Annotated in this window: 25 protein-coding genes; 13 read left to right on the forward strand and 12 right to left on the reverse strand. The window is 69.4% G+C overall.

What is annotated here, in order from left to right; all coding sequences use genetic code 11:
- Positions 1 to 6 precede the first annotated feature (6 nt).
- Both OG817_RS09060 and OG817_RS09065 read left to right on the forward strand, forming a co-directional pair.
- On the forward strand, positions 7 to 201 hold the full coding sequence (locus tag OG817_RS09060; RefSeq protein ID WP_406053246.1) for a hypothetical protein: 195 nt from the start codon (positions 7 to 9) through the stop codon (positions 199 to 201).
- Positions 202 to 210: 9 nt separating this feature from the next.
- Positions 211 to 1287 carry a mandelate racemase/muconate lactonizing enzyme family protein gene (locus OG817_RS09065; protein ID WP_406053247.1) on the forward strand — a complete coding sequence of 359 codons (1077 nt, stop codon included), beginning with the start codon at positions 211 to 213 and terminating at the stop codon, positions 1285 to 1287.
- Here OG817_RS09065 and OG817_RS09070 read toward each other — a convergent pair.
- From OG817_RS09070 to OG817_RS09090, 5 genes are read right to left on the reverse strand one after another with little or no spacing between them, the layout of a single operon-like run.
- Positions 1274 to 3157, reverse strand: coding sequence for a Na+/H+ antiporter NhaA (locus OG817_RS09070; RefSeq protein WP_406053248.1), 1884 nt, complete (start codon positions 3155 to 3157; stop codon positions 1274 to 1276). The two genes, OG817_RS09065 and OG817_RS09070, sit on opposite strands and share 14 nt — an antisense overlap.
- Positions 3154 to 3579: a VOC family protein gene (locus OG817_RS09075; RefSeq protein WP_406053249.1), complete on the reverse strand. Its 426-nt coding sequence runs from the start codon at positions 3577 to 3579 to the stop codon at positions 3154 to 3156. Before OG817_RS09075 ends, OG817_RS09070 begins: the two co-directional genes overlap by 4 nt.
- On the reverse strand, positions 3579 to 5261 hold the full coding sequence (locus tag OG817_RS09080; protein WP_406053250.1) for an MOSC domain-containing protein: 1683 nt from the start codon (positions 5259 to 5261) through the stop codon (positions 3579 to 3581). The genes OG817_RS09075 and OG817_RS09080 overlap by 1 nt, the downstream gene beginning before the upstream one ends.
- On the reverse strand, positions 5258 to 6115 hold the full coding sequence (locus OG817_RS09085) for a DUF427 domain-containing protein (protein ID WP_406053251.1): 858 nt from the start codon (positions 6113 to 6115) through the stop codon (positions 5258 to 5260). Before OG817_RS09085 ends, OG817_RS09080 begins: the two co-directional genes overlap by 4 nt.
- Positions 6116 to 6128: 13 nt before the next feature.
- Entirely contained in the window at positions 6129 to 6848 is a 720-nt protein-coding gene (locus tag OG817_RS09090; RefSeq protein ID WP_406053252.1) for an SDR family oxidoreductase, read from the reverse strand.
- A gap of 178 nt (positions 6849 to 7026) precedes the next feature.
- Between OG817_RS09090 and OG817_RS09095 the strand changes: the two genes are divergently transcribed.
- Positions 7027 to 9774, forward strand: a complete 2748-nt coding sequence (locus tag OG817_RS09095; RefSeq protein ID WP_406053253.1) for an AAA family ATPase — start codon at positions 7027 to 7029, stop codon at positions 9772 to 9774.
- Here the strand turns inward: OG817_RS09095 and OG817_RS09100 are convergent.
- Together OG817_RS09100 and OG817_RS09105 are read right to left on the reverse strand one after the other, a co-directional pair.
- Complete coding sequence (locus OG817_RS09100; protein ID WP_406053254.1) at positions 9771 to 10769, reverse strand: phosphotransferase family protein; 999 nt, start codon at positions 10767 to 10769, stop codon at positions 9771 to 9773. The genes OG817_RS09095 and OG817_RS09100 overlap by 4 nt on opposite strands.
- Positions 10766 to 12220 (reverse strand): sulfatase, encoded by a 1455-nt coding sequence (locus OG817_RS09105; RefSeq protein ID WP_406053255.1) that lies wholly within the window; start codon positions 12218 to 12220, stop codon positions 10766 to 10768. Before OG817_RS09105 ends, OG817_RS09100 begins: the two co-directional genes overlap by 4 nt.
- Before the next feature lie 24 nt (positions 12221 to 12244).
- Here OG817_RS09105 and OG817_RS09110 point away from each other — a divergent pair, with 24 nt between their 5' ends.
- From OG817_RS09110 to OG817_RS09130, 5 genes are all read left to right on the forward strand, one after another.
- A complete protein-coding gene (locus OG817_RS09110) occupies positions 12245 to 13258 on the forward strand; it encodes an acetylxylan esterase (protein ID WP_406053256.1) in 1014 nt (337 codons plus the stop codon).
- Between the two features lie 76 nt (positions 13259 to 13334).
- Positions 13335 to 13748 (forward strand): VOC family protein, encoded by a 414-nt coding sequence (locus OG817_RS09115; RefSeq protein ID WP_406053257.1) that lies wholly within the window; start codon positions 13335 to 13337, stop codon positions 13746 to 13748.
- On the forward strand, positions 13745 to 14716 hold the full coding sequence (locus tag OG817_RS09120; RefSeq protein WP_396393120.1) for an RNA polymerase subunit sigma-70: 972 nt from the start codon (positions 13745 to 13747) through the stop codon (positions 14714 to 14716). Before OG817_RS09115 ends, OG817_RS09120 begins: the two co-directional genes overlap by 4 nt.
- A gap of 37 nt (positions 14717 to 14753) precedes the next feature.
- Positions 14754 to 15497, forward strand: a complete 744-nt coding sequence (locus tag OG817_RS09125; protein ID WP_406053258.1) for a beta-phosphoglucomutase family hydrolase — start codon at positions 14754 to 14756, stop codon at positions 15495 to 15497.
- Positions 15494 to 17860, forward strand: coding sequence for a glycoside hydrolase family 65 protein (locus tag OG817_RS09130; RefSeq protein WP_396393122.1), 2367 nt, complete (start codon positions 15494 to 15496; stop codon positions 17858 to 17860). Before OG817_RS09125 ends, OG817_RS09130 begins: the two co-directional genes overlap by 4 nt.
- Positions 17861 to 17885: 25 nt before the next feature.
- On the opposite strand, the gene OG817_RS09135 is transcribed toward OG817_RS09130, so the two are convergent.
- Both OG817_RS09135 and OG817_RS09140 read right to left on the reverse strand, forming a co-directional pair.
- Positions 17886 to 18155, reverse strand: a complete 270-nt coding sequence (locus tag OG817_RS09135; RefSeq protein ID WP_360454617.1) for a hypothetical protein — start codon at positions 18153 to 18155, stop codon at positions 17886 to 17888.
- A 104-nt stretch (positions 18156 to 18259) separates the two neighbouring features.
- Entirely contained in the window at positions 18260 to 18988 is a 729-nt protein-coding gene (locus OG817_RS09140) for a hypothetical protein (protein WP_406053259.1), read from the reverse strand.
- A 295-nt stretch (positions 18989 to 19283) separates the two neighbouring features.
- Between OG817_RS09140 and OG817_RS09145 the strand changes: the two genes are divergently transcribed.
- The 3 genes from OG817_RS09145 to OG817_RS09155 are packed head-to-tail and all read left to right on the forward strand — an operon-like array spanning position 19284 to position 22346.
- Positions 19284 to 20387 (forward strand): DNA glycosylase AlkZ-like family protein, encoded by a 1104-nt coding sequence (locus OG817_RS09145; RefSeq protein WP_406053260.1) that lies wholly within the window; start codon positions 19284 to 19286, stop codon positions 20385 to 20387.
- Positions 20388 to 20418: 31 nt separating this feature from the next.
- Positions 20419 to 21831 carry a ricin-type beta-trefoil lectin domain protein gene (locus tag OG817_RS09150; protein ID WP_406053261.1) on the forward strand — a complete coding sequence of 471 codons (1413 nt, stop codon included), beginning with the start codon at positions 20419 to 20421 and terminating at the stop codon, positions 21829 to 21831.
- Between the two features lie 14 nt (positions 21832 to 21845).
- The gene (locus OG817_RS09155) at positions 21846 to 22346 is read left to right on the forward strand and encodes a DinB family protein (protein ID WP_406053262.1); all 501 of its coding nucleotides are present in this window, start codon (positions 21846 to 21848) and stop codon (positions 22344 to 22346) included.
- An 11-nt stretch (positions 22347 to 22357) separates the two neighbouring features.
- Here the strand turns inward: OG817_RS09155 and OG817_RS09160 are convergent, their stop codons facing one another.
- On the reverse strand, positions 22358 to 23125 hold the full coding sequence (locus OG817_RS09160; protein WP_406053263.1) for an SDR family oxidoreductase: 768 nt from the start codon (positions 23123 to 23125) through the stop codon (positions 22358 to 22360).
- Between the two features lie 89 nt (positions 23126 to 23214).
- Between OG817_RS09160 and OG817_RS09165 the strand changes: the two genes are divergently transcribed.
- The gene (locus OG817_RS09165; protein WP_406053264.1) at positions 23215 to 23463 is read left to right on the forward strand and encodes a hypothetical protein; all 249 of its coding nucleotides are present in this window, start codon (positions 23215 to 23217) and stop codon (positions 23461 to 23463) included.
- Positions 23387 to 23695 carry a VTC domain-containing protein gene (locus OG817_RS09170; RefSeq protein ID WP_406053265.1) on the forward strand — a complete coding sequence of 103 codons (309 nt, stop codon included), beginning with the start codon at positions 23387 to 23389 and terminating at the stop codon, positions 23693 to 23695. The genes OG817_RS09165 and OG817_RS09170 overlap by 77 nt, the downstream gene beginning before the upstream one ends.
- On the opposite strand, the gene OG817_RS09175 is transcribed toward OG817_RS09170, so the two are convergent.
- Both OG817_RS09175 and OG817_RS09180 read right to left on the reverse strand, forming a co-directional pair.
- Entirely contained in the window at positions 23679 to 23891 is a 213-nt protein-coding gene (locus tag OG817_RS09175; RefSeq protein WP_360454650.1) for a DUF1918 domain-containing protein, read from the reverse strand. The two genes, OG817_RS09170 and OG817_RS09175, sit on opposite strands and share 17 nt — an antisense overlap.
- Before the next feature lie 149 nt (positions 23892 to 24040).
- Complete coding sequence (locus OG817_RS09180; protein WP_406053266.1) at positions 24041 to 24685, reverse strand: LysE family translocator; 645 nt, start codon at positions 24683 to 24685, stop codon at positions 24041 to 24043.
- Positions 24686 to 24723 lie beyond the last annotated feature (38 nt).

Here is a 24723-nt window from a genome sequence, read left to right on the forward strand (position 1 = left end):
GACGGCATGAGTGCGATCCGTGAGCTGCCGAGAGTGGTGCCGGCCGAGCCAGCCGAGCCGGTCCGCAAGGAGGCAGCAGCCAGCCAGCAGGCGTCACTCAACCTCGCGGTGGACCGGTCGTCGTGGTCGCAGGACCAGGCCGACGAGGCCCGAACAGGACGACGCGCCTTTCGCATCCGGTGCCCGGCCGGTCGGACGTAGGGTTCCAGGGTGACTCTCTCCCGGCATGTGGTCAGCTCCGTCACGACCGCCGAGGTCGGCTCGCGCTATCTCCGGGCCGTCGGACGGAACTCCTTCCGCGGTCATCACGGCAGCGGCAACACCTCGACGGCGTACGTCGTCGAGACCGATCGCGGGGCCAGCGGCTGGGGACTGCCGCTGTACGACGGTGATCCGGCGCGGCTGATCGGCAAGAACCTGGCCGAGCTGATCGATCCGGCCCGGGGAGTGGTCGATCCGGCCGCGGAGTTCCTCGACTATCCGCTGCACGATCTGGCCGGACGGATCCTCGACGTACCGGTGTACGCGATGCTCGGCGCGGCCGGATCGCCGCGGGTGCGGAGCTACAGCGGCGGGATCTACTTCGACGACCTGGACCCCGACGACGCGCCGGCCGGGACGGATGCGATCCGGGCGAACCTGGCGCAGGACTACGAGTTCGGCTTCCGCGACTTCAAGCTGAAGCTCGGCCGCGGCTACCGCTGGATGGACCCGCAGGAAGGCCTCGAGCGCGACATCGAGGTGACGCTGCTGACCCGCGAGCTGTACCCGGACGCGGACATTCTGGTCGACCCGAACGACGGCTACACCGCGAACGCGCTGACCGCCTACCTGGCCGCCGTGTCCACCTGCCACCTGTACTGGATCGAGGAACCGTTCGCCGAACGCTGGGAGGACTTCCGCTTCCTCCGCGAGCACCTCGCCACGCTCTCGTGGCAGCCGAAGATCGCCGACGGCGAGTTCGATCCGGACGAGGACCATATCCTCCGGCTCGCGCAGGAAGGCCTCGTCGACGTCGCCCTGATGGACGTCGTCGGCCACGGCCTGACCGCCTGGCGCCGCACCATGCCACGCCTCGCCGAGACGTCGGCCGAGGCATCCCCGCATGCCTGGGGGATGCCGCTCAAGTCCTTGTACGCCGCCCACATCGCAGCCGGACTCGGCAACGTCCCCATCATCGAAGGCGTCCCGGGCAACACAGTGGGCACCGACGGGAACGGCTACACCCTCGCCGACGGCCACCTCACGCTGTCCGACGAACCCGGCTTCGGCATCACGTTGAAGTAGCCAGCTGCTCGTCGTACGCCAGCTGGATGGCCTGGTTGAGGAGGGGCAGGTCTTGGGGGCCGTCGTGGCGGTGGTCGTTGATGAAGAACGTCGGGGTGCCGGCCACGCCGCTGCGGTCGGCGGAGTCGACGTCCTGCGCGACGCGAGTGGTGTGGTCGTGCTGGACGAGGTCCTCGCGGAAACGGTCGACGTCGAGGCCGAGGTCGGCGGCGTACCCGAGGAGGTCGTCGAGCTCGAGATTCTGCTGGTTGGTGAGCAGGAGGTCGTGCATCTGCCAGAACTTGCCCTGCCGGCCGGCGGCCTCGGCGGCCTCTGCGGCGAGCTGGGCGTGCGGGTGTACGTCGGGCAGCGGCAGGTGCCGCCACACGTAGCGGATGTGATTGTTCTCGGCGAGCAGTTCCCGGGCCGTCGGTGCGGCCATCTGAGTCCACGGGCACTCGAAGTCGCCGTACTCGACCACTGTCACCGTCGCCTCGGCCGGTCCGCGGATGTGGTCGCGGGACGGGTCGACCGGTGGGGCGAGGTCGATGGGCAGGGTGGCGGTCCCGAGCAGCGCACGGGCGCGGGTGCGGACCGGCAGCAATCCGATCAGCCGGTAGAAGCTCACGCTCAGCACTGCCGCTGCGATGGCGGCCGCCAGCACACCGAGCTTCGCTTCCTCCAGCGTCGGGCCGGTGAAGGCGAGGTCCGCGATCAGGAACGAGACGGTGAAGGGCACGCCCGAGATCATGCCGCTGCCGAGTACGCCGGCCCAGCCGACCGACGGACGTACGGCGCCATGCGTGGTCCGAGTGAGGATCCACGAGGTGCCCGCCACGGCGACGGGCTTGCCGATGACGAACGCGACGACGATCCCGACCGTGACCGGCGCGGTCAACGCTGCCTTCAGCAGGTCTGCGTCGATCACGATCCCGGCGTTGGCCAACGCGAACAGCGGAACGATCACGTAGCTGGTCAATCGGTGAAAGGCGTGCTGCAGCCGCGCGTTCGCCGACAGCGTCCCGGTGAGCTCGCGCGTCGCCGAACGGGCGAGCTCCGGCGTCGGCTGCTCGCGGAACAGCCGGACCAGAGTGGTCGCCTGCTCCAACGCGTCCCGGCGCGGCACGTACGCCGACGTGGCCAGGCCGACCGCGAGACCCGCGACGACGGGGTCGATGCCGCTGGCAAGCAACCCGGCCCAGACCACGAGCGCGAGCAGGGTGAAGACCGGCCGGCGGTAGCGGTACCCCAACCGCGTGCTGGCGAGGACCCCGGCGTACGCCGCGATCGCGACCAGCAGCCCGGTCAGGTGGATCTCGCTGGTGTACGCGACCGCGATGACGAGCAGGGCGACGACATCGTCGACGACGAACACGGTGAGCAGGAACGTCCGGATCCGATCGGGGACGTGCTGCCCGGCCACCGCGAAGACACCGAGTGCCAACGCGGTGTCGGTCGACATCGCCGCGCCCCAGCCGTGGACACCGGAGCCCGATCGGTTGATCGCCAGGTAGATCAGGACCGGGATGACCATGCCGGCCAGACCGGCCGTGACCGGGAGGATCATCCGGCGCCGCTCCCGCAGTTCGCCGAGGTCGAACTCGCGCCGCGCCTCCAGTCCGACGACCAGGAAGAACAACGCCATCAGCCCGCTGTTCACCCAGGTGCGCAGATCCAGCTCGGCCGACCACGGCCCGATCCGGACCGCGAGAACCCAGTCCCAGAAGGCGTCGTACTGGTCCGTGGCGACGTTCGCCCAGATCAGCGCGAGCACGATCGCGGCCGCCAGGATCGCGGCGCTGGCCGCCTCGGTCCGCAGGAAGGCACGCAGCGGACTGCTGGCCGGGCCGACCATGGACATCGGCAGATCGCCCGGGTCCTTCGGTTTCATGAGCGCCTGATCTCCTGCAGGGTCCAGGTGTTGCCGTCGGGGTCGGCGAAGTCGGCCATGCTCGCGTAGCTGCGGCGTTCGGGGTCCACACCGGGTGCGAACGCGCCGTCCCAGGTGTCCACCGGAGACTTGTGCCGGATGTCGGAAACCTTGATGCCGCGGGCAACCAGTTCCTCGTGCGCAGCCGCCAGATCAGCGACCACGAGGTAGTTCGCGCGCGCCGAGCCGGGCGCCGCGTCGGTCAGCCCGTCGCCGAACTGGATCGAACAGGCCGAGCCGGGCGGGGTCACCTGGACGACCCGGAAGCCGGCGCGCGGGTGGTAGTCGACGTCGAGGGCGAAGCCGAGCTTCTCGATGTAGAAGGCCTTGGCCTCGTCGACGTCGCGGACGGCCAGGGTGACGACTTCCAGTGAAAATTCCATCACATGTCCAGAACTAGATCGGTGTTCGGTCGGGCGCAGCAGACCAGCGTCTGACCTTCGGGCGGTGGCTCCAGCGGCGTGGGGGAGTAGGTGACCTCACCGGACAGCAGTGGAGTGATGCAGTTGTGGCAGACACCGGTACGGCAGCTCCAGCGCGTCGGTACGTCGCAGGCCTCGGCGAGCTCGAGCACACTGCCGTCCCGGAACGGCGTGGAGATGCCGCTGCGGGCAAAGGTCACCAGAGGCCCGTTGCCAGGCGGTCCTGGTGGCTGGTGCGGCGGTCGTGTGGTCTGGTCGGTGATGCCCGGGTTCGTCGGCGGCAGTGCGCCGAACAGTTCGGTCCGGATACCGGCCGGATCGATGCCGATCGCGGTGAGTGCCTCGCGCATGTCCGTCATGAACCCGGCCGGTCCGCAGATGTACGCCGTCGCGTCGACCGGGAGGGCCAGGTCGACCAGCTTGTCCTTGGTGAGGCGACCCTCGGTCGCGGTGTAGCAGATGTACTCGTGCGTGTTGGGCAGAGACCCGAGTAGCTCCCGCGCCTCAGCCGCCAGCGGATGCTCGTCCGGCCCTCGAGCACAGTGGATCCACCAGACCTCGCGCGTACTGCGTTGTTCCGCGAGGTCATGCAACATCGACAGGACCGGTGTCAGCCCGATCCCAGCGGAGAGCAGCACGATCGGACCGGTCGATTCCTCCAACACGAACTCGCCCCGCGGCGCAGCAACCTCCAGTACGGCGCCCGGCTGCAGGTTCGTGGTCAGGTAGCTGCTCCCGACACCGTGCGGTTCGTGCTTGACGCTGATCCGGTACGAGCCGGTCCCGGGCGAGGAGGACAGCGAGTAGCTCCGCACCGGGACCGGCAGACCGGCGTCCGCGAGTTTGAACGTCAGGTACTGACCGGCGCGTGCGGCCGGCAGCCGGCTCCCGTCCGACGCGGCCAGGCGGATCGAGGAGACGGTCGCGCTCTCCGGGATCACCTCGGTCACCCGCAACGGACGGAAGCCGTCCCAGGCCGGCTTGGGGGTGGTGGTCTCTTCCAGCAGATCGCGGAACGAGCCGAGCCAGCCTGGACTGAGGGCCGGGATCTGTGTCGCGATGCGCAGCTTCGCGACATCCCGGTTCGGTAGGTAGAGCAGGGCGTCGATCTCCGCGACGCTCAGGGCACCCGGACCGGTCCTGGACTTGATGATCTGGTCACCGGCCTCGATGTGCCCTTCCGTGATCACCCGGCAGTAGAAGCCGGGCCGGTGATGGCTGACCAGCAATGCGGGCAGCTCGGGTTCGCCCATGCGCATGCCGACGCGGTAGCAGGTGACCCGCGGCTGGGTCACCTCGAACTCGGCCTCGCCGATCCGGTACCGGTCGCCGATGCACACCTCGTCGTCGGGCAGCCCGTCGACGGTGAGGTTCTCGCCGAACTGCCCGTAGACGAAGTCGTCCCGCCCGAAGTGCTGCTCCCAGTACCGGTACGAGTCGATCTGATAGACGAGGACGGCGCGCATCTCGCCGCCGTGCCCGGCGGTGTCGCCCTGCCCGTCGCCGTCGATGTTCAGCCGCCGGACCATGACCGGGCCGTCGACCGCCGCCTTCCACACCCCGGTGTAGACGGTCTTGCCGTTCCAGCCGACGTCCTTCGGCCGGCCGACGTTCACCGCCAGCACTGTTGCCGCATCGCTCATCCGGACAGTTCCTCCACGGTCAGATCGCGGTCGACCCCGTGCGAGATCACGCTCTGTCCAGGTTCCAGCCGCAGCCGCGTGCCGTCCAGTTCCACCTCGACCTTGTCCGGCTCGAACGAGATCATCCCGGAGATCCGCCGGACCTCGGTCCAGGCGTCCTCGTAGCCCCAGGCCGCACCGCGGGCGGCGCCGATGTCCCAGTAGCTGCACAGACCCTTGTACGGGCAGAAGGTCTGGCCCTCGACCGGGGTCAGCGCCGAGTCGTCCACGTCCTCGCGCGGCACGTACCACCGCGGTGCGAAGCCCGATTCGTAGAGGGCGAGCGACCGGGTGGACTCGGCGACGACCCGCTCGCCGTCGCGGACGATGAGATGGCGGCTGGTCTGCCGGATGTCGATCCGGTGGTAGGCGTCGGCAGCGTGGCCGACGATCCGTTCGTCCTCCTCGTAGAACGCGTCCATCGCCCGCCACGCGAACGCGACGCGTCCCTTCAGATCGCTCGCGTGATCGGGCAGAGCGGTGTGCTGCCAGGCCGCGCGGGTCTTGCTGCTGTCGCCCGCGGTCACGGTGTACCAGGTCGTCTCGCCGAAGTCGCGATGCTTTGTGGTCCGCTCGGCGGCCTCCAGGACACCGGTCACGATGTCACCGATCGGGAAGTACGCCACCGGATACCGCGCCGGCTCATGCAGCAGTACGACGTCCGCGCTGTCGGCGATCCATCGGTCGCCGAACTTCACCCGCATCCGCCGGCGCAGCGGCTCGGCGAACAGCAGTCGCTCGGGCAGTGGGTCGGGGACCAGGAATCGGCCGATCGCCGCGGTGGCGAGCGGACCCTGTTGCCAGGAAAGGCCCATGGTTCGGCTCCTCTCAGATCAGCGGTTCGCCGCCGTCGATGCGCAGCGTCGTACCGGTCAGGAAGGTGTTGGTCATGGCGAACAGCACCGCCGCGGCGATGTCGTCGGTGGTGCCGATCCGCCGGGCGGGATTGCGGGTGCTCATGTCCTCGAAGTAGTCCGCCTTGCCCGCGTCCCCGAGGGCGTCCCAGGCGCCGGTGTCGATCACGCCGGGGGAGACGGCGTTCACCCGGATGGGAGCCAGCTCGAGCGCGAGCGACCGGGCCAGTACGTCGGCTGCCCCGTTGGTGATGGCCACCGCCAGGGTGCCGACGGCGATCTTGGCCGCGGCGACGCCGGAGAACAGCGTGAACGAGCCACCCTCGCTGATCCGCACCGCCAGGTGCTTGGCGAGCATCAGCGGGCCGATCACCTTGGTGTCGAACGACAGCCGGACCTTCTCCCGATCGAGGTCGGCGAGCTTGCCGCGGGCCCGGGCCGAGGCGGTCGACACGATGTGGTCGACGCTGCCGATCCGCTCCCCAAGGGCGGCGATGGTGGCCTCGTCGGTGAGGTCGACGTACTCGGTCCGGACGCCCGGATCGTCGGCGTACGCCTTGGCGAGAGCCTCCTGGTCCCGGCCGGCCGCGATGACCTGTGCCCCCGCGTCGCGCGCGGCCGTGGTCACGGCGCGGGCGATCCCGCCGCCGCGCCCGATCACGAGCACGGTGCGGTCCAGGAGTGGTGTGGCCATGGCGAGGGTCCTTCCGGAGGGCAGCGGATTACCGGACGCGAACGGATCGCTGCGGCGATCCGCGGCCAGAAATGCGGGTCCGCGCGCCCGGCATGAGCCTGCGGGACGGGGATCCACGTCCGCATCCGCCACTGGCCAGCCAGGTCCGCCCGTGCTCGCCAGCCGCTAGCGTGATGACGTGCATGGGCAGGCCGAGCCGCCGGGTTGGCGGCGTGCGATCGAGTTGACGGGCCGCGACCTGGAGTGCGGCGTGCTCGACCGGCTGATGGGCGCTGTCCGGGCCGGCGAGAGTCGCGCTCTGGTGCTGCACGGCGAGGCCGGCGTCGGCAAGAGCGCACTGCTCGACTACCTCGAGACGCAGTCGGCCGGATGCCGGGTGACGCGCGCCTCGGGGGTGCAGTCCGAGATGGAGTTGGCGTTCTCCGGTCTGCACCAGCTGTGCGCACCGGTGCTGGACCGGATCGATGTGCTGCCGCCACCACAGCGGGAGGCGCTACGGACGGTGTTCGGCATCAGCGCAGGCCCCGCTCCGGACCCGTTCCTGATCGGACTGGCTGTGCTCGGGCTGCTGTCCGAGGCAGCCGAGCAGGAGCCGCTCGTCTGTCTGGTCGACGACCAGCAGTGGCTCGACCGGTGCTCGGCGCAGATCCTCGCCTTCGTCGCCCGCCGGCTGGACGCCGAGTCGGTGGCGATGGTCTTCGCGACCCGCGCGGTCGCCGGCGACCTGGCCGGCGTGCCTGGGTATCCCATAGGTGGACTGCACGACACGGAGGCGCGCCGGCTGCTGGACGCCGTACTGACCGGGCCGATCGATGCGCAGGTGCGGGACCAGTTGGTCGCCGAGGCGCACGGGAATCCGCTGGCGCTGCTCGAGCTGCCGCGCGGGCTGACTCCGGCACAGTTGGCCGGCGGATTCGGTCTACCAGGAGCGGGGACCATCGAGGAGAGCTTCGTCCGCCGGGTGAACGCCGTACCTGACGAGACCCGGCGGTTGCTCGTGCTCGCCGCCGCGGATCCGTCCGGCGACGACTTGCTGGTACGACGTGCCGCCGAGCGACTGGGGATCGGTCCGGAGGCCGCGGCTGCGGCGGCCGACGCCGGGCTGGCGGAGTTCGGGACGCGGATCCGGTTCCGGCATCCGCTGGTGCGATCGGCGGCGTACCGGTCGGCGTCGGCCGGGGAACGGCGTCAGGTGCACGGCGTACTGGCCGAGCTGACCGACGCCGAGGCTGATCCGGATCGGCGGGCGTGGCACCGGGCGCAGGCAACCCCCGGACCCGACGAAGAGGTCGCTGCCGAGCTCGAGCTGTCGGCCGGGCGGGCGAGTGCGCGGGGTGGGCTGGCCGCGACCGCTGCGTTCCTGCAACGCGCGGCCGCGCTGACGTTCGACCCGGCGAAGCGCGCGGACCGGGCGCTGGCGGCCGCGCACGCGGAGCTCGGGACCGGTGCCTTCGACTCGGCGGCGGACATGCTCGCAATGGCCGAGGCAGAGCCTCTGACCGACCTGCAGCGGGCCCGGGCCGACCTCGTTCGTGCGCAGCTCGCCTTCTTCACCAACCGCGGCAACGACGCACCACAACTGATGCTCAAGGCGGCCAAGCGGCTCGAGACCATCGATGTCGGGTTGTCGCGGGCGACGTACCTGGATGCCTTGTCGGCCGCGATCTTCGCCAGCCGGCTAGCGACCCCGGGCGGCGACGTCATCGACGTCGCCCGCGAGGCAGCCACGGCACCGCGGCCGGTGGTGATGCGGTCGGCGGACCTGCTCCTGGACGGTACTGCGCTGTACTACCGGGACGGGTACGCCGCTGGAGCGCCGACACTGCACCAGGCTCTGGCGGCGTTCGGCACCGACGTGTCCGTCGAGGAGGAGCTGCAACTGCTGTGGATGGCAACCACCACCGCACTGCGGCTGTGGGACGCGGACCGGTGGGAGCAACTGTCCAGGCGGCACCTGCAGCTCGCCCGCGAGACCGGTGTGGTCAACGATCGGGCGCTGGCGCTGACCTCACTCGCCTATGCGAGGTTGTTCGCCGGCGATCTGGACGCGGCGGCGTCGCTGACCGACGAGGTCCAGGCGGCCAACGAGGCGACCGGCGGGAACCTCGCCCCGTACGGGCGGCTCGCGCTGGCCGCGTTCCGGGGCGACCGGACCGAGACGCTGGCCCTGGGTGAGGCCACCAAGAAGGACGGGTCGCGGCGTGGCGAGGGGATCGGGATCGCGTTCGCCGAGTGGGCGGCCGCGGTCCTCGACAACGGACTCGGCCGCTACCGGGACGCGGCCGAGGCGGCGCAGCGAGCCTGTGAGGATCCGCGCGACGCCTTGTCGGTGATGTTCGTACCGAGCGAGCTCGTCGAGGCCGCTGTCCGCAGTGGGTCGATCGACACGGCGTACCGCGCCTGCGAGCGGCTCGGCGAGATGGCGACGGCGACCGGCACCGACTGGGCGCTCGGAGTCCACGCCCGATCGCTGGCACTGGTCAGTGCGGGTGACACTGCCGAACGGCTCTACCGCGAAGCGATCGCCCACCTGGACAAGACCCGGGTGCGGGTCGAGCTCGCCCGCGCCCACCTCCTGTACGGCGAATGGCTGCGGCGCGAGCGTCGTCCCAGCGACGCCCGGGAGTATCTGCGGACGGCGCACGGGATGTTCGACGCGATGGGGATGGCCGGCTTCGCCGAGCGGGCCCGCCGGGAGCTTCAGGCTGCGGGGGCTGCCGCGCGCAAACGCGTCGTACCGGCTCAGAGCGAGTTGACCGCGCAGGAGGCGCAGATCGCGCGAATGGCCCGCGACGGCCTGTCCAACCCGGAGATCGCCACCCGCCTGTTCATCAGCGCCCGCACCGTCCAGTACCACCTGCGCAAGGTCTTCACCAAGCTCGGCATCACCTCCCGCAGCCAGCTCGACCGGGTGCTGCCGCCTTAGCTGATGGGCGGCTTTCCGACCAGGGTCGCCTGGGCGTCGAGAACGTCGATGGCGGCCAGTGACGTCCGGTACCACCGCACGCTGCGCTGGAAGACCGACTGGAAGAGATTGCTGATCACCGAGAACCGGAAGTCCCACTCGCAGAGATCCCAGCTGTAGTCGTCCACACCGGCGGCGCGCAACGCCTCCCAGTAGCGCCGCAGCAGCTCACGATCGCGGGCGAGCCGGTCGCCGGCCGGGACCACCGACAGGCAGTAGGCGAGATCGTGCGGCCCGAGCCCGGGCTTCAGCTCCGACCAGTCGATCACCTTCGGCCGTGGATCGTCCGCGCTGAAGAACACGTTGCCGAGGAAATGCAGGTCGCCGTGGACGAGCGTGATCGCGCGACCGTCGGCGACGCGGGCCAGGAACTGGCGCTCCCACCGCTCCAGGATCTCCTCGAGCACCGAGCGCTCCGCGTCGTCGAGCTCGGTCGCCGTCGGGAAGAACTGGGCGGCCTCGTTGCGCACCGCCGCGGCGTTCCGCTTGATCACCTCGCGCGGCAACGCCTGCGCCGAACTGGTCACCGACGGCTCCGATGCGCTGAGGAGATACTCCGGTACGTCGTTCCAGAACCGCGCGTGCAAACCCGCCAGCATGTCGATCGTGCCGTGTATCTGCGCCTCCGACACCTCAGCGCCGACCACGCGGTAGCCGGCCGCCTCCAGGTCCTCGCTCAGCAACAGGACTTCGTCACCAGCATCCGTGGCCCCCAGCAACCGCGGCGCCGGATGATCCCACCGTGGTGCGAGCTCCTCGAAGAACCGGATCTCACGCCGCGCCGCCGCCATCCCGGCGCCGGTCGCGCGCTTGGCGATGACAGTGGTCTGGTTTCCACCCGCCGAACGCACCCGCAGCCGCACGACCTCGGCCTCCGACGCCGCAAACGTGTCCAGCACTTCCACACCGGACACCGGCGTACCCAAGGCTGCACTCACCTCGGTGGTGCTGGTCATGACGCCCACGGCCAGTGCGGGTGCGGCGTTGTCGGGCCCGCGTACGGGATGTCTTGGTAGTGCTGCTGCAGGTCGGCGAGCCGCTTGGTCAGTGCGGTCCGGATGTCGGCGTACGACGGGTGGTCCGCGACGTTCACCAGCTCCTCGGGGTCCTTCAGTAGGTCGTAGAGCTCCCACTCCGGTTCGGACAGCTGCTCCGACGACCCGGGTACGCCGAGGCCGGCGCCGTAGTAGTGGATGAGCTTGAACTCCTTCGTCCGTACGCCGTAGTGCGCGGGCGCATGGTGATTCGGATCGTCGTGCTCCCAATACCGGTAGTACATGGCGTCCGGCCAGTCCGCGACCTCCTCACCGCGCAGCAACGGCAGGAAGCTCCGGCCCTGCGACGTGGGCATAACGCCGGCGGCGTCCATCCCGGTCATGTCCAGGAACGTCGCGGCGAAGTCGACGTTGGTCACCATCGCATCGCAGGTGCTGCCGGCCGGGATCCGGCCCGGCCAGCGGATCAGCATCGGCATCTGCAACGACTCGTCGAACATCAGCCGCTTGTCGAACCAGCCGTGATCACCGAGGAAGAACCCCTGGTCGGACGTGTAGACGACCACCGTGTCCTCGGCCAGCCCTTCGGACTCCAGTACGTCGAGCAGCCGGCCGACGTTGTCGTCGATCGACTGGACGCACTGCAGGTAGTCGCGCAGGTAGCGCTGGTACTTCCACCGCATCCGCTCAGTGCGGTTCTCCGGCCCACGCAGTTCCTCCGGCAGCTCCTCGCCGAGCTCCTCCGCTCCGAGGTCGTCCGCCACGGACATCCGGACGCTGCGCACCGCACGGCTGCGCGTGGAGTAGTCGTCGAACAGCGTGCTCGGCTCGGGGATCGAGCCGACCGGGTAGAGCTCCTTGTGCTTCTCGTCCGGCACCCACGGGCGGTGCGGCGCCTTGTGATGCACCAGCAGCAGGAACGGCCGGTCGGGGTCGCGCTGCCGCAGCCAGTCGATGCTCTGGTCCGTGACGATGTCGGTGGCGTACCCGCCTACGGTCTGCGCTCCGTCCGGTCCGATCATCAACGGATCCACGTAGTCACCCTGCCCCGGGAACACCTGCCAGGAGTCGAAGTGCCGCGGCGCGGACTCCGGCCGCTCTCCGAGGTGCCACTTCCCGAACAGGGCGGTCTGGTAGCCGGCCCCGTGCAGCACCTCCGCGAACGTCGGCACGCGGTAGTCGATGTCGGTGTAGATCGAGGCGACCCCGTTGATATGGCTGTACGTACCGGTCAGGATCGAGGCCCGCGAGGGCGAGCAGATCGAGTTCGTGCTGTAGGTGGCGTCCATCCGTACGCCGTCCTGGGCCAAGCGGTCCAGGTGCGGGGTCTGGTTGACCTTGCTCCCGTACGCCGAGATGGCGTGCGCGGCGTGGTCGTCTGACATGATGAACACGAGGTTGGGCGAAGGCATGGTTCCACCTTAGGTTTGTTGCCCATGGCCATGTTCGATTTTTCCCTCGACAAGCTCCGCGCGTACCGGCCCGAGGTGGCCGCACCCGCCGACCTGGTCGATTTCTGGCGCCGCTCCCTGGAGAAGGCGCGTACCGACGACCTCAATGCGACGTTCACCGAGGTGGACAACAAGCTCGCGGTGATCGACACCTACGACGTGACGTACGCCGGCTTCGGCGGCGCCCCGATCAAGGGCTGGCTGCACGTGCCGGCCGGGGCGACCGGACCACTGCCCACGGTGGTCCAGTACTTCGGCTACTCCGGCGGCCGCGGGTTCCCGCACGCGACCAACCTGTGGGCGCAGGCCGGCTACGCCCACTTCGTGATGGACACCCGCGGTCAGGGCTTCAGCGTCGGCGGCGGCAGCAGTACGGCGGACGACAGCGCGTACGCCGGTCTCAACCACACTCCCGGCTTCATGACCGCGGGCATCACCGACCCGGAGACCTACTACTACCGGCGGGTCTTCATCGACGCGATCCGGGCACTGGAGGCGGTCCGGACGTCACCCTTCGTGGACCCGGACCGGATCATCGTCACCGGTGGCAGCCAGGGCGGCGGCATCGCGATCGCGGCCGCGGGGCTCGCGGGCCTGGCCGGGATCGAGTTGCTCGGCTGCGCTCCCGACGTACCGTTCCTGTGCCATTTCCAGCGGGCGCTGCAGATCACCGACAAGGACCCGTACGGCGAGATCACCCGGTTCCTGAAGGGGTTCCGCGAGCACGTCGAACCGGCGCTCCGGACGCTGAGCTACTTCGATGGCGTCAATCTCGGCCGCCTGGCCACCGCACCGGCGCTGTTCTCGGTCGCGCTGATGGACGCGACCTGCCCGCCGTCGACCGTGTTCGCGGCCTACAACCACTACGGCAGCGCGCAGAAGGAGATCGAGGTCTACCAGTACAACGAGCACGAGGGCGGGCAGACGTACCAGCAGCTCGCCCAGCTGAACTGGTTCGCGGAGATCTTCGCCGGAAAGGAGTCATCGGCGGACCGATGAGTTTCCGCCGCGGCTGTCGTTACACGGTCAACAGCGTCGGTCAGACTGAGACCGACCCGACCGCAGGAGGCAGCAGATGGACTGGAAGCTCGAACTCGTGATCGTGCCGGTGTCCGACGTGGACCGGGCCAAGAAGTTCTACACCGAGCAGCTCGGTTTCACCGAGGACGTCGACCACCGGGCCGGTGACGACTTCCGGGTCGTGCAGTTGACGCCGCCCGGATCCGCGTGCTCGATCACCATCGGCACCGGACTGACCAAGGCCGCGCCGGGCACGTACGAGGGCACGCACCTGGTGGTGAACGACGTCGAGGCCGCCCGGACCGAGCTGGTGGAGCGCGGAGTCGAGGTCAGCGAGCCCTTCCACTTCTCCGCGGCGGGCAAGCAGGACGGAGTACACCCTGTCCGCAGCGACTACGGCACCTTCCTCAGCTTCCAGGACCCGGACGGCAACGGCTGGACGGTCCAGGAGGTGGGCAAGGCGTCATGAGCACGGTTGAAGAGGCGGCGTTCGCGGGTGACGAGACCGCGTTCGCCGACCTCGCGGGGCGGTACCGGCGCGAGCTGCATGTGCACTGCTACCGGATGCTGGCGTCCTTCGACGATGCGGAGGACGCCGTACAGGAGACGCTGCTGCGGGCCTGGCGCGGCCGGGACTCCTACGACGGCCGCACGTACTTCCGGGCGTGGTTGTACCGGATCGCGACCAACGTGTGCCTGGACGAGACCCGGCGGCACGCGCGCAGGCAGAACGCGTCGCCGGGGGAGATGGTGTGGCTCCAGCCGTACCCGGACCGGTTGCTCGACGAGATCGCTCCGTCCGCCGACCAGCCGGACGCGGTCGCAGTGGACCGGGAGACGATCGAGCTCGCCTTCCTGGTCGCACTGCAGGCGTTGCCGCCGCGGCAGCGGGCCGCACTGATCGCCCGGGACGTGCTGGGCTGGCCCGCCACCGACACCGCCACACTGCTCGAGACAAGCGTGGCGGCGGCGAACAGTGCCCTGCAGCGGGCCCGGGCGACGATGCAGCAACAGTTGCCTGCTCGCCGTACCGACTGGACCGCGCCGCGCCCGACCGCCGCCGAGCGGGAGCTCCTCGATCGCTTCATCGACGCGCACGAGCGGTGCGATGCGGCGGCCGCGGTCGCCATCGCGGCCGAGGATCTGCGCGTCTCGATGCCGCCGGACCTGTTGTCGTTCGAGGGTCTGGACGCGTGCCTGCCGTTGTTCGAGCGGGCGTTCGGCCCGGACCGCGACGGCGACTGGCGGCTGGTGCCCACCTTGGCGAACCGGCAGCCGGCCGCGGCGTCGTACCTGCGCCGGCCGGGGGACACGGAGTTCCGTGCGTTCAAACTCGACGTACTCCGGGTCACCGCCGACGGTCTGATCGGTGAGATCACCACGTTCGGCTACTCCCGCTTCCCCGCCTTCGGGCTGCCGCCCCTCTTGTCTGACTAATCTGGAGGCACGCTCACCGGACACGAGAAGGTGGAAGATGCTGGGACTGCCCACGGGGATCCGGGCCTGTCTGTTCGACCTCGACGGTGTGCTCACCGACACCGCGGCCGTCCATGCCGCGGCCTGGAAAGAGATGTTCGACAAGTTCCTCCAGGCGTACGCCGACGAGCACGGCCGGCCGTTCATGCCCTTCGATGCCCGTAAGGAGTACGACGCCTACGTCGACGGCAAGCCGCGCGTCGACGGCGTCCGGGACTTCCTGACGGCGCGCGGGATCAGCCTGCCGGACGGGACCCCGGACGACCCGCCGGACGCCCTGACCGTCAACGGTCTCGGCAACCGTAAGAACGAGGCAGTCCAGCGGCGGATCCGGACCGAGGGCGTGCACGTGTTCGAAGGCTCCCGGCAATACCTGCAGGCCGTCGAGGCGGTCGGACTCCGGCGGGCGGTGGTGTCGTCGAGCGCCAACACCCGCGAGGTCCTCGCCGTCACCGAGCTGGCGCAGTACGTCGAGGAGGTCGTCGACGGCATCACGATCCGGACCGAGGGGTTGCACGGGAAGCCGGCGCCGGACACGTTCCTGGCCGCGGCGAAGAAGTTCGGCGTGGATCCGTCGGAGGCCGCGGTGTTCGAGGACGCGTTGGCCGGCGTGTCCGCCGGCCGTTCCGGGCATTTCGGGCATGTGATTGGTGTTGACCGGGTCGGACAGGCCGATCAGCTCAAGGTCCACGGTGCCGACGTCGTGGTCCGCGACCTGGCCGAGCTTCTGGAGGGTCGATGATCGATCGCGGGCACCATCCGATCGAGCCGTGGCGGCTGCGCGAGACGCGACTGCAGATGGACCGGCTGGCCCAGTCCGAGTCGCTGTTCGCGCTGTCCAACGGGCACATCGGGCTGCGCGGCAATCTGGACGAGGGCGAGCCGTACGCGATCCCGGGCACCTATCTGAACTCGTTCTACGAGCAGCGCCCGCTGCCGTACGCCGAAGCCGGGTACGGCTATCCCGAGTCGGGGCAGACGCTGGTGGACGTGACCAACGGCAAGCTGATCCGGCTGCTCGTCGACGACTCGCCGTTCGACATCCGCTACGGCTACCTGACCCAGCACGAGCGCTCATTGGACTTCCGCACCGGCATCCTGCAGCGCGACGTGGACTGGACGTCACCAGGTGGCAAGCGGATCCGGGTGCGCAGCCGCCGACTGGTGTCGCTGACCCAGCGTGCGATCGCCGCGATCGAGTACGTCGTGGAGCCGGTGGACCAGCCGGCCCGGTTCGTGGTGCAGTCCGAACTGGTCGCGAACGAGAGCCAGCCGAAGCTGTCCGACGATCCGCGGGTGGCCGCCGTACTGGACAACCCGTTGAAGCCGGTCAGCCACGACGGCGGTGAGAACGGCGTCGTGCTGATTCACCGGACCACGCGAAGCCGGCAGTTGATGGCGGCCGCGATGACACATGAGGTCGAGGCACCCGCGCGCTACGCGATGGACCTGGATGTGCGGGAGAACTGGGCCCGGTCCACGGTGATCTGCCAGCTGCAGCCGGGGGAGAGCCTGCGGGTGGTGAAGTACCTCGCGTACGGCTGGTCGAGTCTGCGCTCGGAGACGGCGATCCGGGACCAGGTTGCCGCCGCACTGTCCAGTGCGCGCTTCTCGGGCTGGGACGGTCTGGTCAAGCAGCAGGCCGACTTCCTGGACGACTTCTGGGACGGCGCCGACGTCGAGGTGCACGGCCACTCCGAGCTGCAGCAGGCCGTCCGGTTCGCGCTCTTCCATGTCCTGCAGGCGGGTGCACGCGCGGAGCGACGCGCGATCCCGTCGAAAGGCCTGACCGGTGCCGGGTACGACGGCCACACGTTCTGGGACACCGAGGGTTTCGTGCTGCCGGTCCTCAACTACACGATGCCCGACGCGGCGGCCGACGCCCTCCGCTGGCGCCACTCCACGCTCGGCATGGCCAGGGAGCGTGCAGCGGTGCTGGGGCTGCGCGGTGCGTCGTTCCCGTGGCGGACCATCCGCGGCCAGGAGTGCTCCGGCTACTGGCCGGCGGGGACGGCGGCGTTCCACATCAACGCCGACATCGCCGACGCGGTGATGCGGCACTACACCGTCACCGGCGACGACCAGTTCCTCGAGGAGGTCGGGCTCGAACTGCTGGTGGAGACGGCCCGGTTGTGGATCTCGCTGGGCCATCACGACCGGCACGGCCGGTGGCATCTGCCCGGCGTGACCGGACCGGACGAGTACAGCGCCGTTGCCGACGACAACGTTTTCACCAACCTGATGGCTGCGCGGAACCTGCGGTCGGCGGCCGAGGTGGCGGTCAAGCACCCGGCCAAGGCCCGTGAGCTCGGCGTCGACAGCGAGGAGGAGGCGTGCTGGCGCGACGCGGCGGCCGCCGTCCATGTGCCGTACGACGAGGACCTCGGCGTCCATCCGCAGTCCGAAGGCTTCACCGGGTACGCCGAGTGGGACTTCGAGGCGTACAAGGACAAGTACCCGCTGCTGCTGCACGCGGCGTACTTCGAGCTGTACCGCAAACAGGTGATCAAGCAGGCCGACCTGATGCTGGCGACGTTCTGGTGCGGCGATGCGTTCACGCTCGAGGAGAAGGCGCGGAACTTCGACTACTACGAGCGGCTGACGGTGCGGGACTCGTCCTTGTCGGCGTGCGTCCAGGCCGTGATGGCGGCCGAGGTGGGTCATCTGGACCTGGCCTACGACTACGCGTACGAGGCCGCGCTGATCGACATGCGGAACCTGCACCACAACACCGGCGACGGCCTGCACATGGCGTCACTCGCCGGTGCGTGGACCGCTCTGGTCTCCGGCTTCGGCGGACTGCGGCAGGTGGACGGCGATCTGTGCTTCGATCCGGCTCTGCCGGAGGGCCTGCCCCGGCTGGTGTTCAGGATCCGCTGGCGCGGCGTCCGGTTGACGGTGGACATCAACTCGGTCGACGTGACCTACAGCGTCCATGACGGTCCGGGGGCCAGCATGACGTTGCGACATGCAGGGGAGCGGATCACCGTGACGACGGATTCGCCGGTGACCCGCTCCCTGGAGAAACGTCAGCCCCTGCTACCGCGGCCGACCCAGCCGGTGGGCCGGGAGCCGCGGTCGGCCATTGCACACAACGACCACTGAGCCTCGGACTGACAGCTTGGTTGAGTCAGCGCTGCGTGATCGAGTGCTTACGTCGGGCGGAGAGGGACTCCGCGGTGCCGACCAGCAGGACCGAGGAGATCACCGCGACGACGAAGCCGAGGACGTTCAGTTCGAAGATGCCGCCGGTGCCGAGAACGCTGGCGATCGTGCCGCCGATGACGGATCCGGCCAGGCCGAGCAGCAGAGTGGCGAGCAGGCCGAGCTTCTGCTTGCCGGGCGTGAAGAGTCGGGCGAGCGCGCCGATGATGAGTCCGGCAACGATGAAGCCGATCATGGTCTGATTCCTCCGGGTGCGAACGATTCTGTCTCCAGTGTCCGGCAGACAGGGTCGCCGCGCAGTTGGAGTTGACCCTGATCGCACCCGGAGCCGACCCTGGGTCAGCCGCGTGCCAGAGCCGCGAACAGTCTGGTCGTCTCCAGCAGTTGTGGAGTCCGTTCCAGCAGGTTCAGCACCGTGGTGCTGGTTCGCTGGGCGGCCCGCTCGTCGTTGGAGAGCAGCGCCTTGTAGCTCGCGCGGCAGTCGGACTCGGCGCCGAGCACTTCCGCGTAGAGCTGGATGTCTCCTAGGTCCGGCCGCTCCTTGAGCAGTTGCAACGTGCTCTTCGCGCACTCCAGCAGCGTGGCGCCGGACGTCCTCGTCCGCGAGACCAACTGGTCCGCCAGTCCCTTCACGACGAAGTACTCCGCGCTGGACGCCTTGTCCCTCAGATAGCGCACGCTCGCCGGCTCGCGGACATCGTCGGACAGGGCACACACTGCCCAGCCCGGCGGAACGATGACCGCCTGACTTGCCGGGAATCCCGTCGGCAACGCGGACACCGCGCTGAGACTGCCGCTGCCGATCACCGCGGCCAGCGCGGCCACCGAGGCCGGATCGGTCGGGTTGCCGTGCCGTGCGACCATCAGGCGCGTGGTCCAGCTCTCGTCCGGGATGACGACGACCGACAGGAGTCCGGTGTTCTTGAGCAGCAGTGACGTCTGGGTCGCGTCCGTGCTGGCATCCAGCCGTACGCCATCCATCGCCGACGCCGGCTCCAGCGGTAGGTCGGACTTCGAGCAGTCGGCCGCGGGCCTCAGTGGAGCTGGATTGCTCGGCGGTGGAACCAACGGAGTGATCGTGTCCCCACTCGGTTGATCGGCCCCCGTGGCACTCGAACATCCCGCGACCAGGCTGAGTACAGCAACACACGCCAACGTCCATGCTCGAACGACCACGATGCCCCCCCATGCGACCACGCCACCGAGCTCACCAGGTCCCCACCTGCTCGGGCGTGTACAACACCAGTTTTGCATCGCGATGCAAACGACTTCAACGTCCTGCGCGGCCGGGTTGTGAGTGGACCCGGCAGTGTCGAAATTCCGCGCGGCCGGAACTGTCCGCAGGGTGGATTAGCCTCGGGACGTGACTGTTCATCAGCTGTCCCGGCGGGATGCGCGGCGCCTTGCCGTGCGTGCACAACTGCTCGGACGCGAACGGCCGGCCGGACTGATGGAGATGGTTCGTGGCCTGACCGCGGTGCAGCTCGATCAGACGGCGGCCGTCGCACCCAACGCCGACCTGGTGGCGTGGAGCCGGCTCGGATCGTCGTACTCGCCGGCGGAACTGGCCGAAGCACTCGCGACGCTGGAGCTGCTGGAGTTGCGGGGGTTCGCCCGGCCGAGCGAGAGCCTGGTGCTGTTCCGCGCCGAGATGGAGGCGTGGCCGGGGACGGGTCCGCTGCTCGACTGGCAGGAGGACCGGCGCGACTGGGTGAAGGCCAACGAGGGCTGCCGGCTGGACATCCTCGAGCGGCTGCGGCAGGACGGTCCACTGATCATGCGCGAGCTGCCGGACACCTGTGTGGTGCCGTGGAAATCGAGCGGATGGACCAACAACCGCAACGTCTCGCAAATGCTGGAGTTCATGCTCCAGCGCGGCGAGGTCGCGATCGCGGGCCGGGACGGGCGCGACAGGCTGTGGGATCTGGCCACGCGGGTGTATCCGGACGAGCCGGCGATCCCGATCGAGGAGGCGCGGCGGATCCGGGACGGACAGCGGCTGCGATCACACGGCATTCTGCGCGTCAAAGGTGAAGCGTGCGCCGGCGAGTCACTCGACGCAGGCGTCGCGGGGGAGCCGGCCGTGGTCGACGGCGTCCGGGGTGAATGGCGCGTCGACCCGGAGTTGCTGGGTCAGCCGTTCTCCGGACGTACGGCGTTGCTGTCGCCGCTGGACCGGTTGGTCTACGACCGCAAGCGGATCCTGGAACTGTTCGAGTTCGACTACCAGCTGGAGATGTACAAGCCCGTCGCCAAGCGCCGCTGGGGGTACTTCGCGCTGCCGATCCTGCACGGCGACCGGCTGGTCGGGAAGGTCGACGCGACCTCGGACCGGAAGGCGGGTGTGTTCCGGGTCGACGCCATTCACGAGGACGCACCGTTCTCCAAGGCACTGAGCACGGCGGTGCATCGCGAGCTGCAGGACCTGGCCAAGTGGCTCGAGCTGCACCTCGTCGTGAAGTCTTGACGAGGCCCTATGTTTACGTGAACATCGCAGCGTGAGATCAACCGCCCGCCGCATCGCCGCCGCCCTGTTCGCCGCTGCCACCCTCACCACCGCGCTGACCGTTCCCGCCGTCGCGGCACCACCGCCGCCTACGACGAACGACTTTCGCGGGGTCAACTGGGCCGATCCAAGGGACAACTACGCCGACGACGAAGTGGTCCCGTCCGGACTGAGCACGGCTGACGACTACGAGACGACGTACGGGAAGGCGACCGGCATCGTCGGCGAGTTCCGCCACGAACTGAAGGCCAACACGATCCGGCTGCCGATCAACCCGTCGAGCGTGGGCACGGCCTGGTGGAACTCCTACCGCGCCGCGATCGACGCGTCCGTGGCGAGCGGCTTCAAGGTGATCCTTAGTTACTGGGAGGCCGACAACGCCAAGGACGGCCGGGTCGACGACCCCGCGAAGTTCGACGCGATGTGGGACACCGTGTTCAAGGCCTACGGCAAGAACCCTCGGGTGTACTTCGAGCCGATGAACGAGCCGTTCGGCTACTCGCTGCCCGAGTGGGTGTCGCTCACCTCGTCCTGGATCCAGCGGCACCACAGCGTTCCGCGCGGCCGGTTCGTCATCTCAGGCACCGGCTACAACGACAGCGTCACCGGAGTCGGCGCGGCTCCCGAGCTCGAGGGCACGCTGCTGTCCCTGCATTTCTACGGCTTCTGGGCCTCCGACACGACCCAGGCCGCGTGGCTCGCGAACCTGCGGCCCCGGATCGGTTCGTACGGCTGGCGCACCGTGATCGACGAGGCCGGCTCACCCATGACGATCGGCCTGAACTACGGCAACCACGAGGGCAACGTCTATACGGCGTACCTCGGTGCTCTCACGCAGGTCGCGCGCGAGAACAAGATGGGCATCGTCTACTGGCCCGGACTGCGGACCGGCGACTCGTACTCGATGACCACGCAGGTCGGCCCGGCGGACCTGTCGGTCAACAGCCAGAGTGGTCGCGCGCAGCTGTGGTGGGGCTGGGGTCTGCTCAAGACGGAGCCGACGAACGACCTGCCGCCCGCGCCTCCGGGCGCACCGCTGCGTGGAGTCGCGAGCGGCCGGTGCGTCGACGTACCGGGCTTCTCGACCAGCCCTGGTACGGCGCTCGACCTGTGGGACTGCAACAACGGCGGCAACCAGTCGTGGAACTACACCGCGGACAAGCAGCTCACCGTCTACACCGACAAGTGCATGACTGCCGGGACAGCCGCCGGGAGCGCGGTCACCATCGAGAACTGCACCGGAGCCACCAACCAGGCGTGGGAGCTCAACGCCGACCAGACCGTCGCCAGCGTGGCCGATCCCGACCTGTGCCTGGACGCTGCCGGCGGCGGGACAGGCAACGGTACGGCGGTCGACGTGTGGCTCTGCAACGGCGCGGACAACCAGAAATGGACTCGCTCCTGACTACAGTCCAGCGGGTGGATCTGTTCGATGAAGACCTCGCCCGGACCGCGGGCGAGCGCGAGGTGCTCGAAGCCTTCCTCGACGCGCACCGGCGGGTGGCGGTCGACAAGCTCCGCGGCCTGTCCGAGGCGGACGCCCGGCGCCGGCTGGTGCCGTCGCTGACCACGCCGATCGGGTTGGTGAACCATCTCGCCGGCGTGGAGCGCAACTGGTTCCAGCACAGCATCGCCCAGCGGCCCCGCGAGGAGATCGCGGGTGACGCACGCGGCGGCGAGCAGAGCTGGACGGTTGCCGACGACGTGACCATCGACGACATCATCGCCGCCTACGAGGAGGCGTGCGCCGAGTCCCGCCGAATAGCGGCTGACCTGCCGCTGGATCACGTCGTACCGCACGAGCGCCTCGGCGAGGTCTCGCTGCGCTGGGTCTACGTACACATGATCCGCGAGCACGCCCGCCACGGTGGCCACGCGGACATCCTCCGCGAACGGCTCGACGGCGCGACCGGCGCCTGAGCGGGTCCTGTCTAGGCGAAGCCGCCGTTGCTCAGCAGCAGCTGGCCGTTGATCCACTGGCCCCGCGGGGAGCAGAGGAAGTCGACCAGGTTGGCCGCGTCCTGCGGCGTACCGAGCCGGCCGAGTGGGGTCTGGTGGATGCCGCTCGCGCGGATCTCGTCGGTCATCCAGCCGGTGTCGATCGGCCCGGGGTTGACGACGTTCGCACTGACGCCGAGGTGGGCCAGTTCCTCGGCCGCGGCCAGGGTGATCCGGTCCAGCGCGCCCTTGCTCGCGCCGTACGGGAGATTGCCGACGGTGTGATCGCTGGTCAGCGCGATGATCCGGCCGGTGGCCGGCGCGCCCTTGAACCGCAGGCCGTATTCGCGGATCAGCAGCCAGGTCGCTCGCGCGTTCACGGCGAAGTGCCGGTCGAAGCTCTCGAGGGTGGTGTCGAGGATGCCGGAGTTGACCGACTCGGTGTGGCACATCACCAGCGCGGTCACGCCGCCCAACCGCTCCTCGGCCGCGGTGAAGATCCGCTCGGGAGCCGCCGGGTCGACCAGGTCCGCCTCGATCGGGACCGCGGTCGCCCCGAGGCCGCTGAGCTCCTTGGTGATCTCTTCGGTCGCGCCCGACTGCACGCCCCACGTCATCCGCTCGTCGTACGCCGTCCAGTAGGTGAAGGCGATGTCCCATCCGGACGCGGCGAGTTGGCGGGCGATGCCCGCGCCGATGCCGACGGTGCGGCCGACGCCGGTGACGAGCGCGACAGGACGGTCCGAGGTGGGGAGAGTCATACCGCGATTCTGCCGGTCCGGGCGTGCGCATGAGAAATCTGTAATGTTCGGCTCATGCGGTTCACCGGGAGGGATCGCAGGCTGTGAGCATGCGGTCTCCACGTCTGATCTACGGGCTTGTCGCCGGCGTGCTGGTGGTGGCCGGGTTCGTGCTGCCGCGGTACCCGGCCGGCCGGTCCCAGCCTGAGCTCGGCGACACGGTCGTCGTCCCTGCCGCTGCGAGCCCGCCGACGCCGCCACCGACCGCGAACCCGCGGCCGAATGCGGCCGTCGCTCATCACGACGTACCGGCGGAGCACGTTGGTCGATCCGGTGGAGCATGCGCGGATGACCTGTGACGTCGGGCTCCGGTTCTTCGACGCGGGGAAGTCGATCGCGGTGCTGCCGGACAGCGTGCTGGTGGAGAGCAAGACGGCCGGACGTGCGGGAGTCGCGGATCGGGTCCTGCGCGAGCTTCAGGTCGGGCCGACCCACGTCAGCAAGTACTGTGTCGCCGCCGCGCTGCTCAATCCCGATCTGCGGTCCAATCCGTGGCACCGGACCGTACGGCTGTTCACCCAGCCGGGATGATGTGTGCGTCCGGGCCGGGGAAGAACAGGGACTCGGTGTCGGTGTCGGACCAGTGCACCAGGTACGGCGGTGCGCCGCCGGGGTCGTGGACCTCGACGATCTGGCCCTCCCGCCGGTGCGCGCTCAGGTGGTTGCTCTCGACAACTACCTGGTCGCCGGCGGCCGCCTTCACCGGGCCCACCCGCTCGAGTCGCACATCTCCTTCGCTCCCATCACAACCTCCGTCGCCGCTGGTCGGACGGCGATCCCCGTTGCCGCCCCGATGCCCCCAGCTTGGCCCGAACCCTCGCCCGGCACCACCCCCTGCGCCCGGTCAGATCACCGTGAGCCCGACCGCATCGGCCGTCAATGGATGTCGGTGGCGAGGCGGGCGGCCAGGGCGGCGAAGATACCGGCGCAGACGCGTTCCAGGCGGCGACGGACCGTGCTGCCCGCGCGGAGGAACTTGCTGGTGAGGCCGCCCGCGAGCAGCGCGACCGACGCGTCGACCGGGAAGCCGACCAGGATGAAGATCGCGCCGAGGATCAGGAACTGGACGGTCGCCGGCCAGGCGCCCGTGCCGGTGCTGATGAACTGCGGGACGAACGCCAGGTAGAACAGGATGACCTTCGGGTTGGCGAGGTTCGTCAGTGTCGCCATCACATACGTCTTGCGCAGCGTCCGCTGTGGCACGTCAGGCACCTCCTCGGGCTCACCGACGTGTTGCCGGCTGGCCCGCCAGGTCAGATAGGCGAGGTACAGCAGGAATGCCGCTCCGGCGATCCGTACGCCGTTCAGCACCTGGGGCGCCGCCTGGATCAGCGCACCGAGCCCCAGCGCCGCTGCGACGGTGTGAACCGCCAGCCCGGTCGACATCCCCGCCGCCGCGACCACCCCGGCTCGTCGGCCCCCGACCGCCGCGTTCGCCACCACGAACAGCATGTCCGGCCCCGGCACCACACTCACCAGGAACACGGCCACCACGAACCCCACGACTACCGAAGTCTCCATCTCCCCATCCTGACCCGGCCTCGCCTGCCCTCACGCGA

Source organism: Kribbella sp. NBC_00889 (assembly GCF_045207705.1).
Classification (GTDB): domain Bacteria; phylum Actinomycetota; class Actinomycetes; order Propionibacteriales; family Kribbellaceae; genus Kribbella.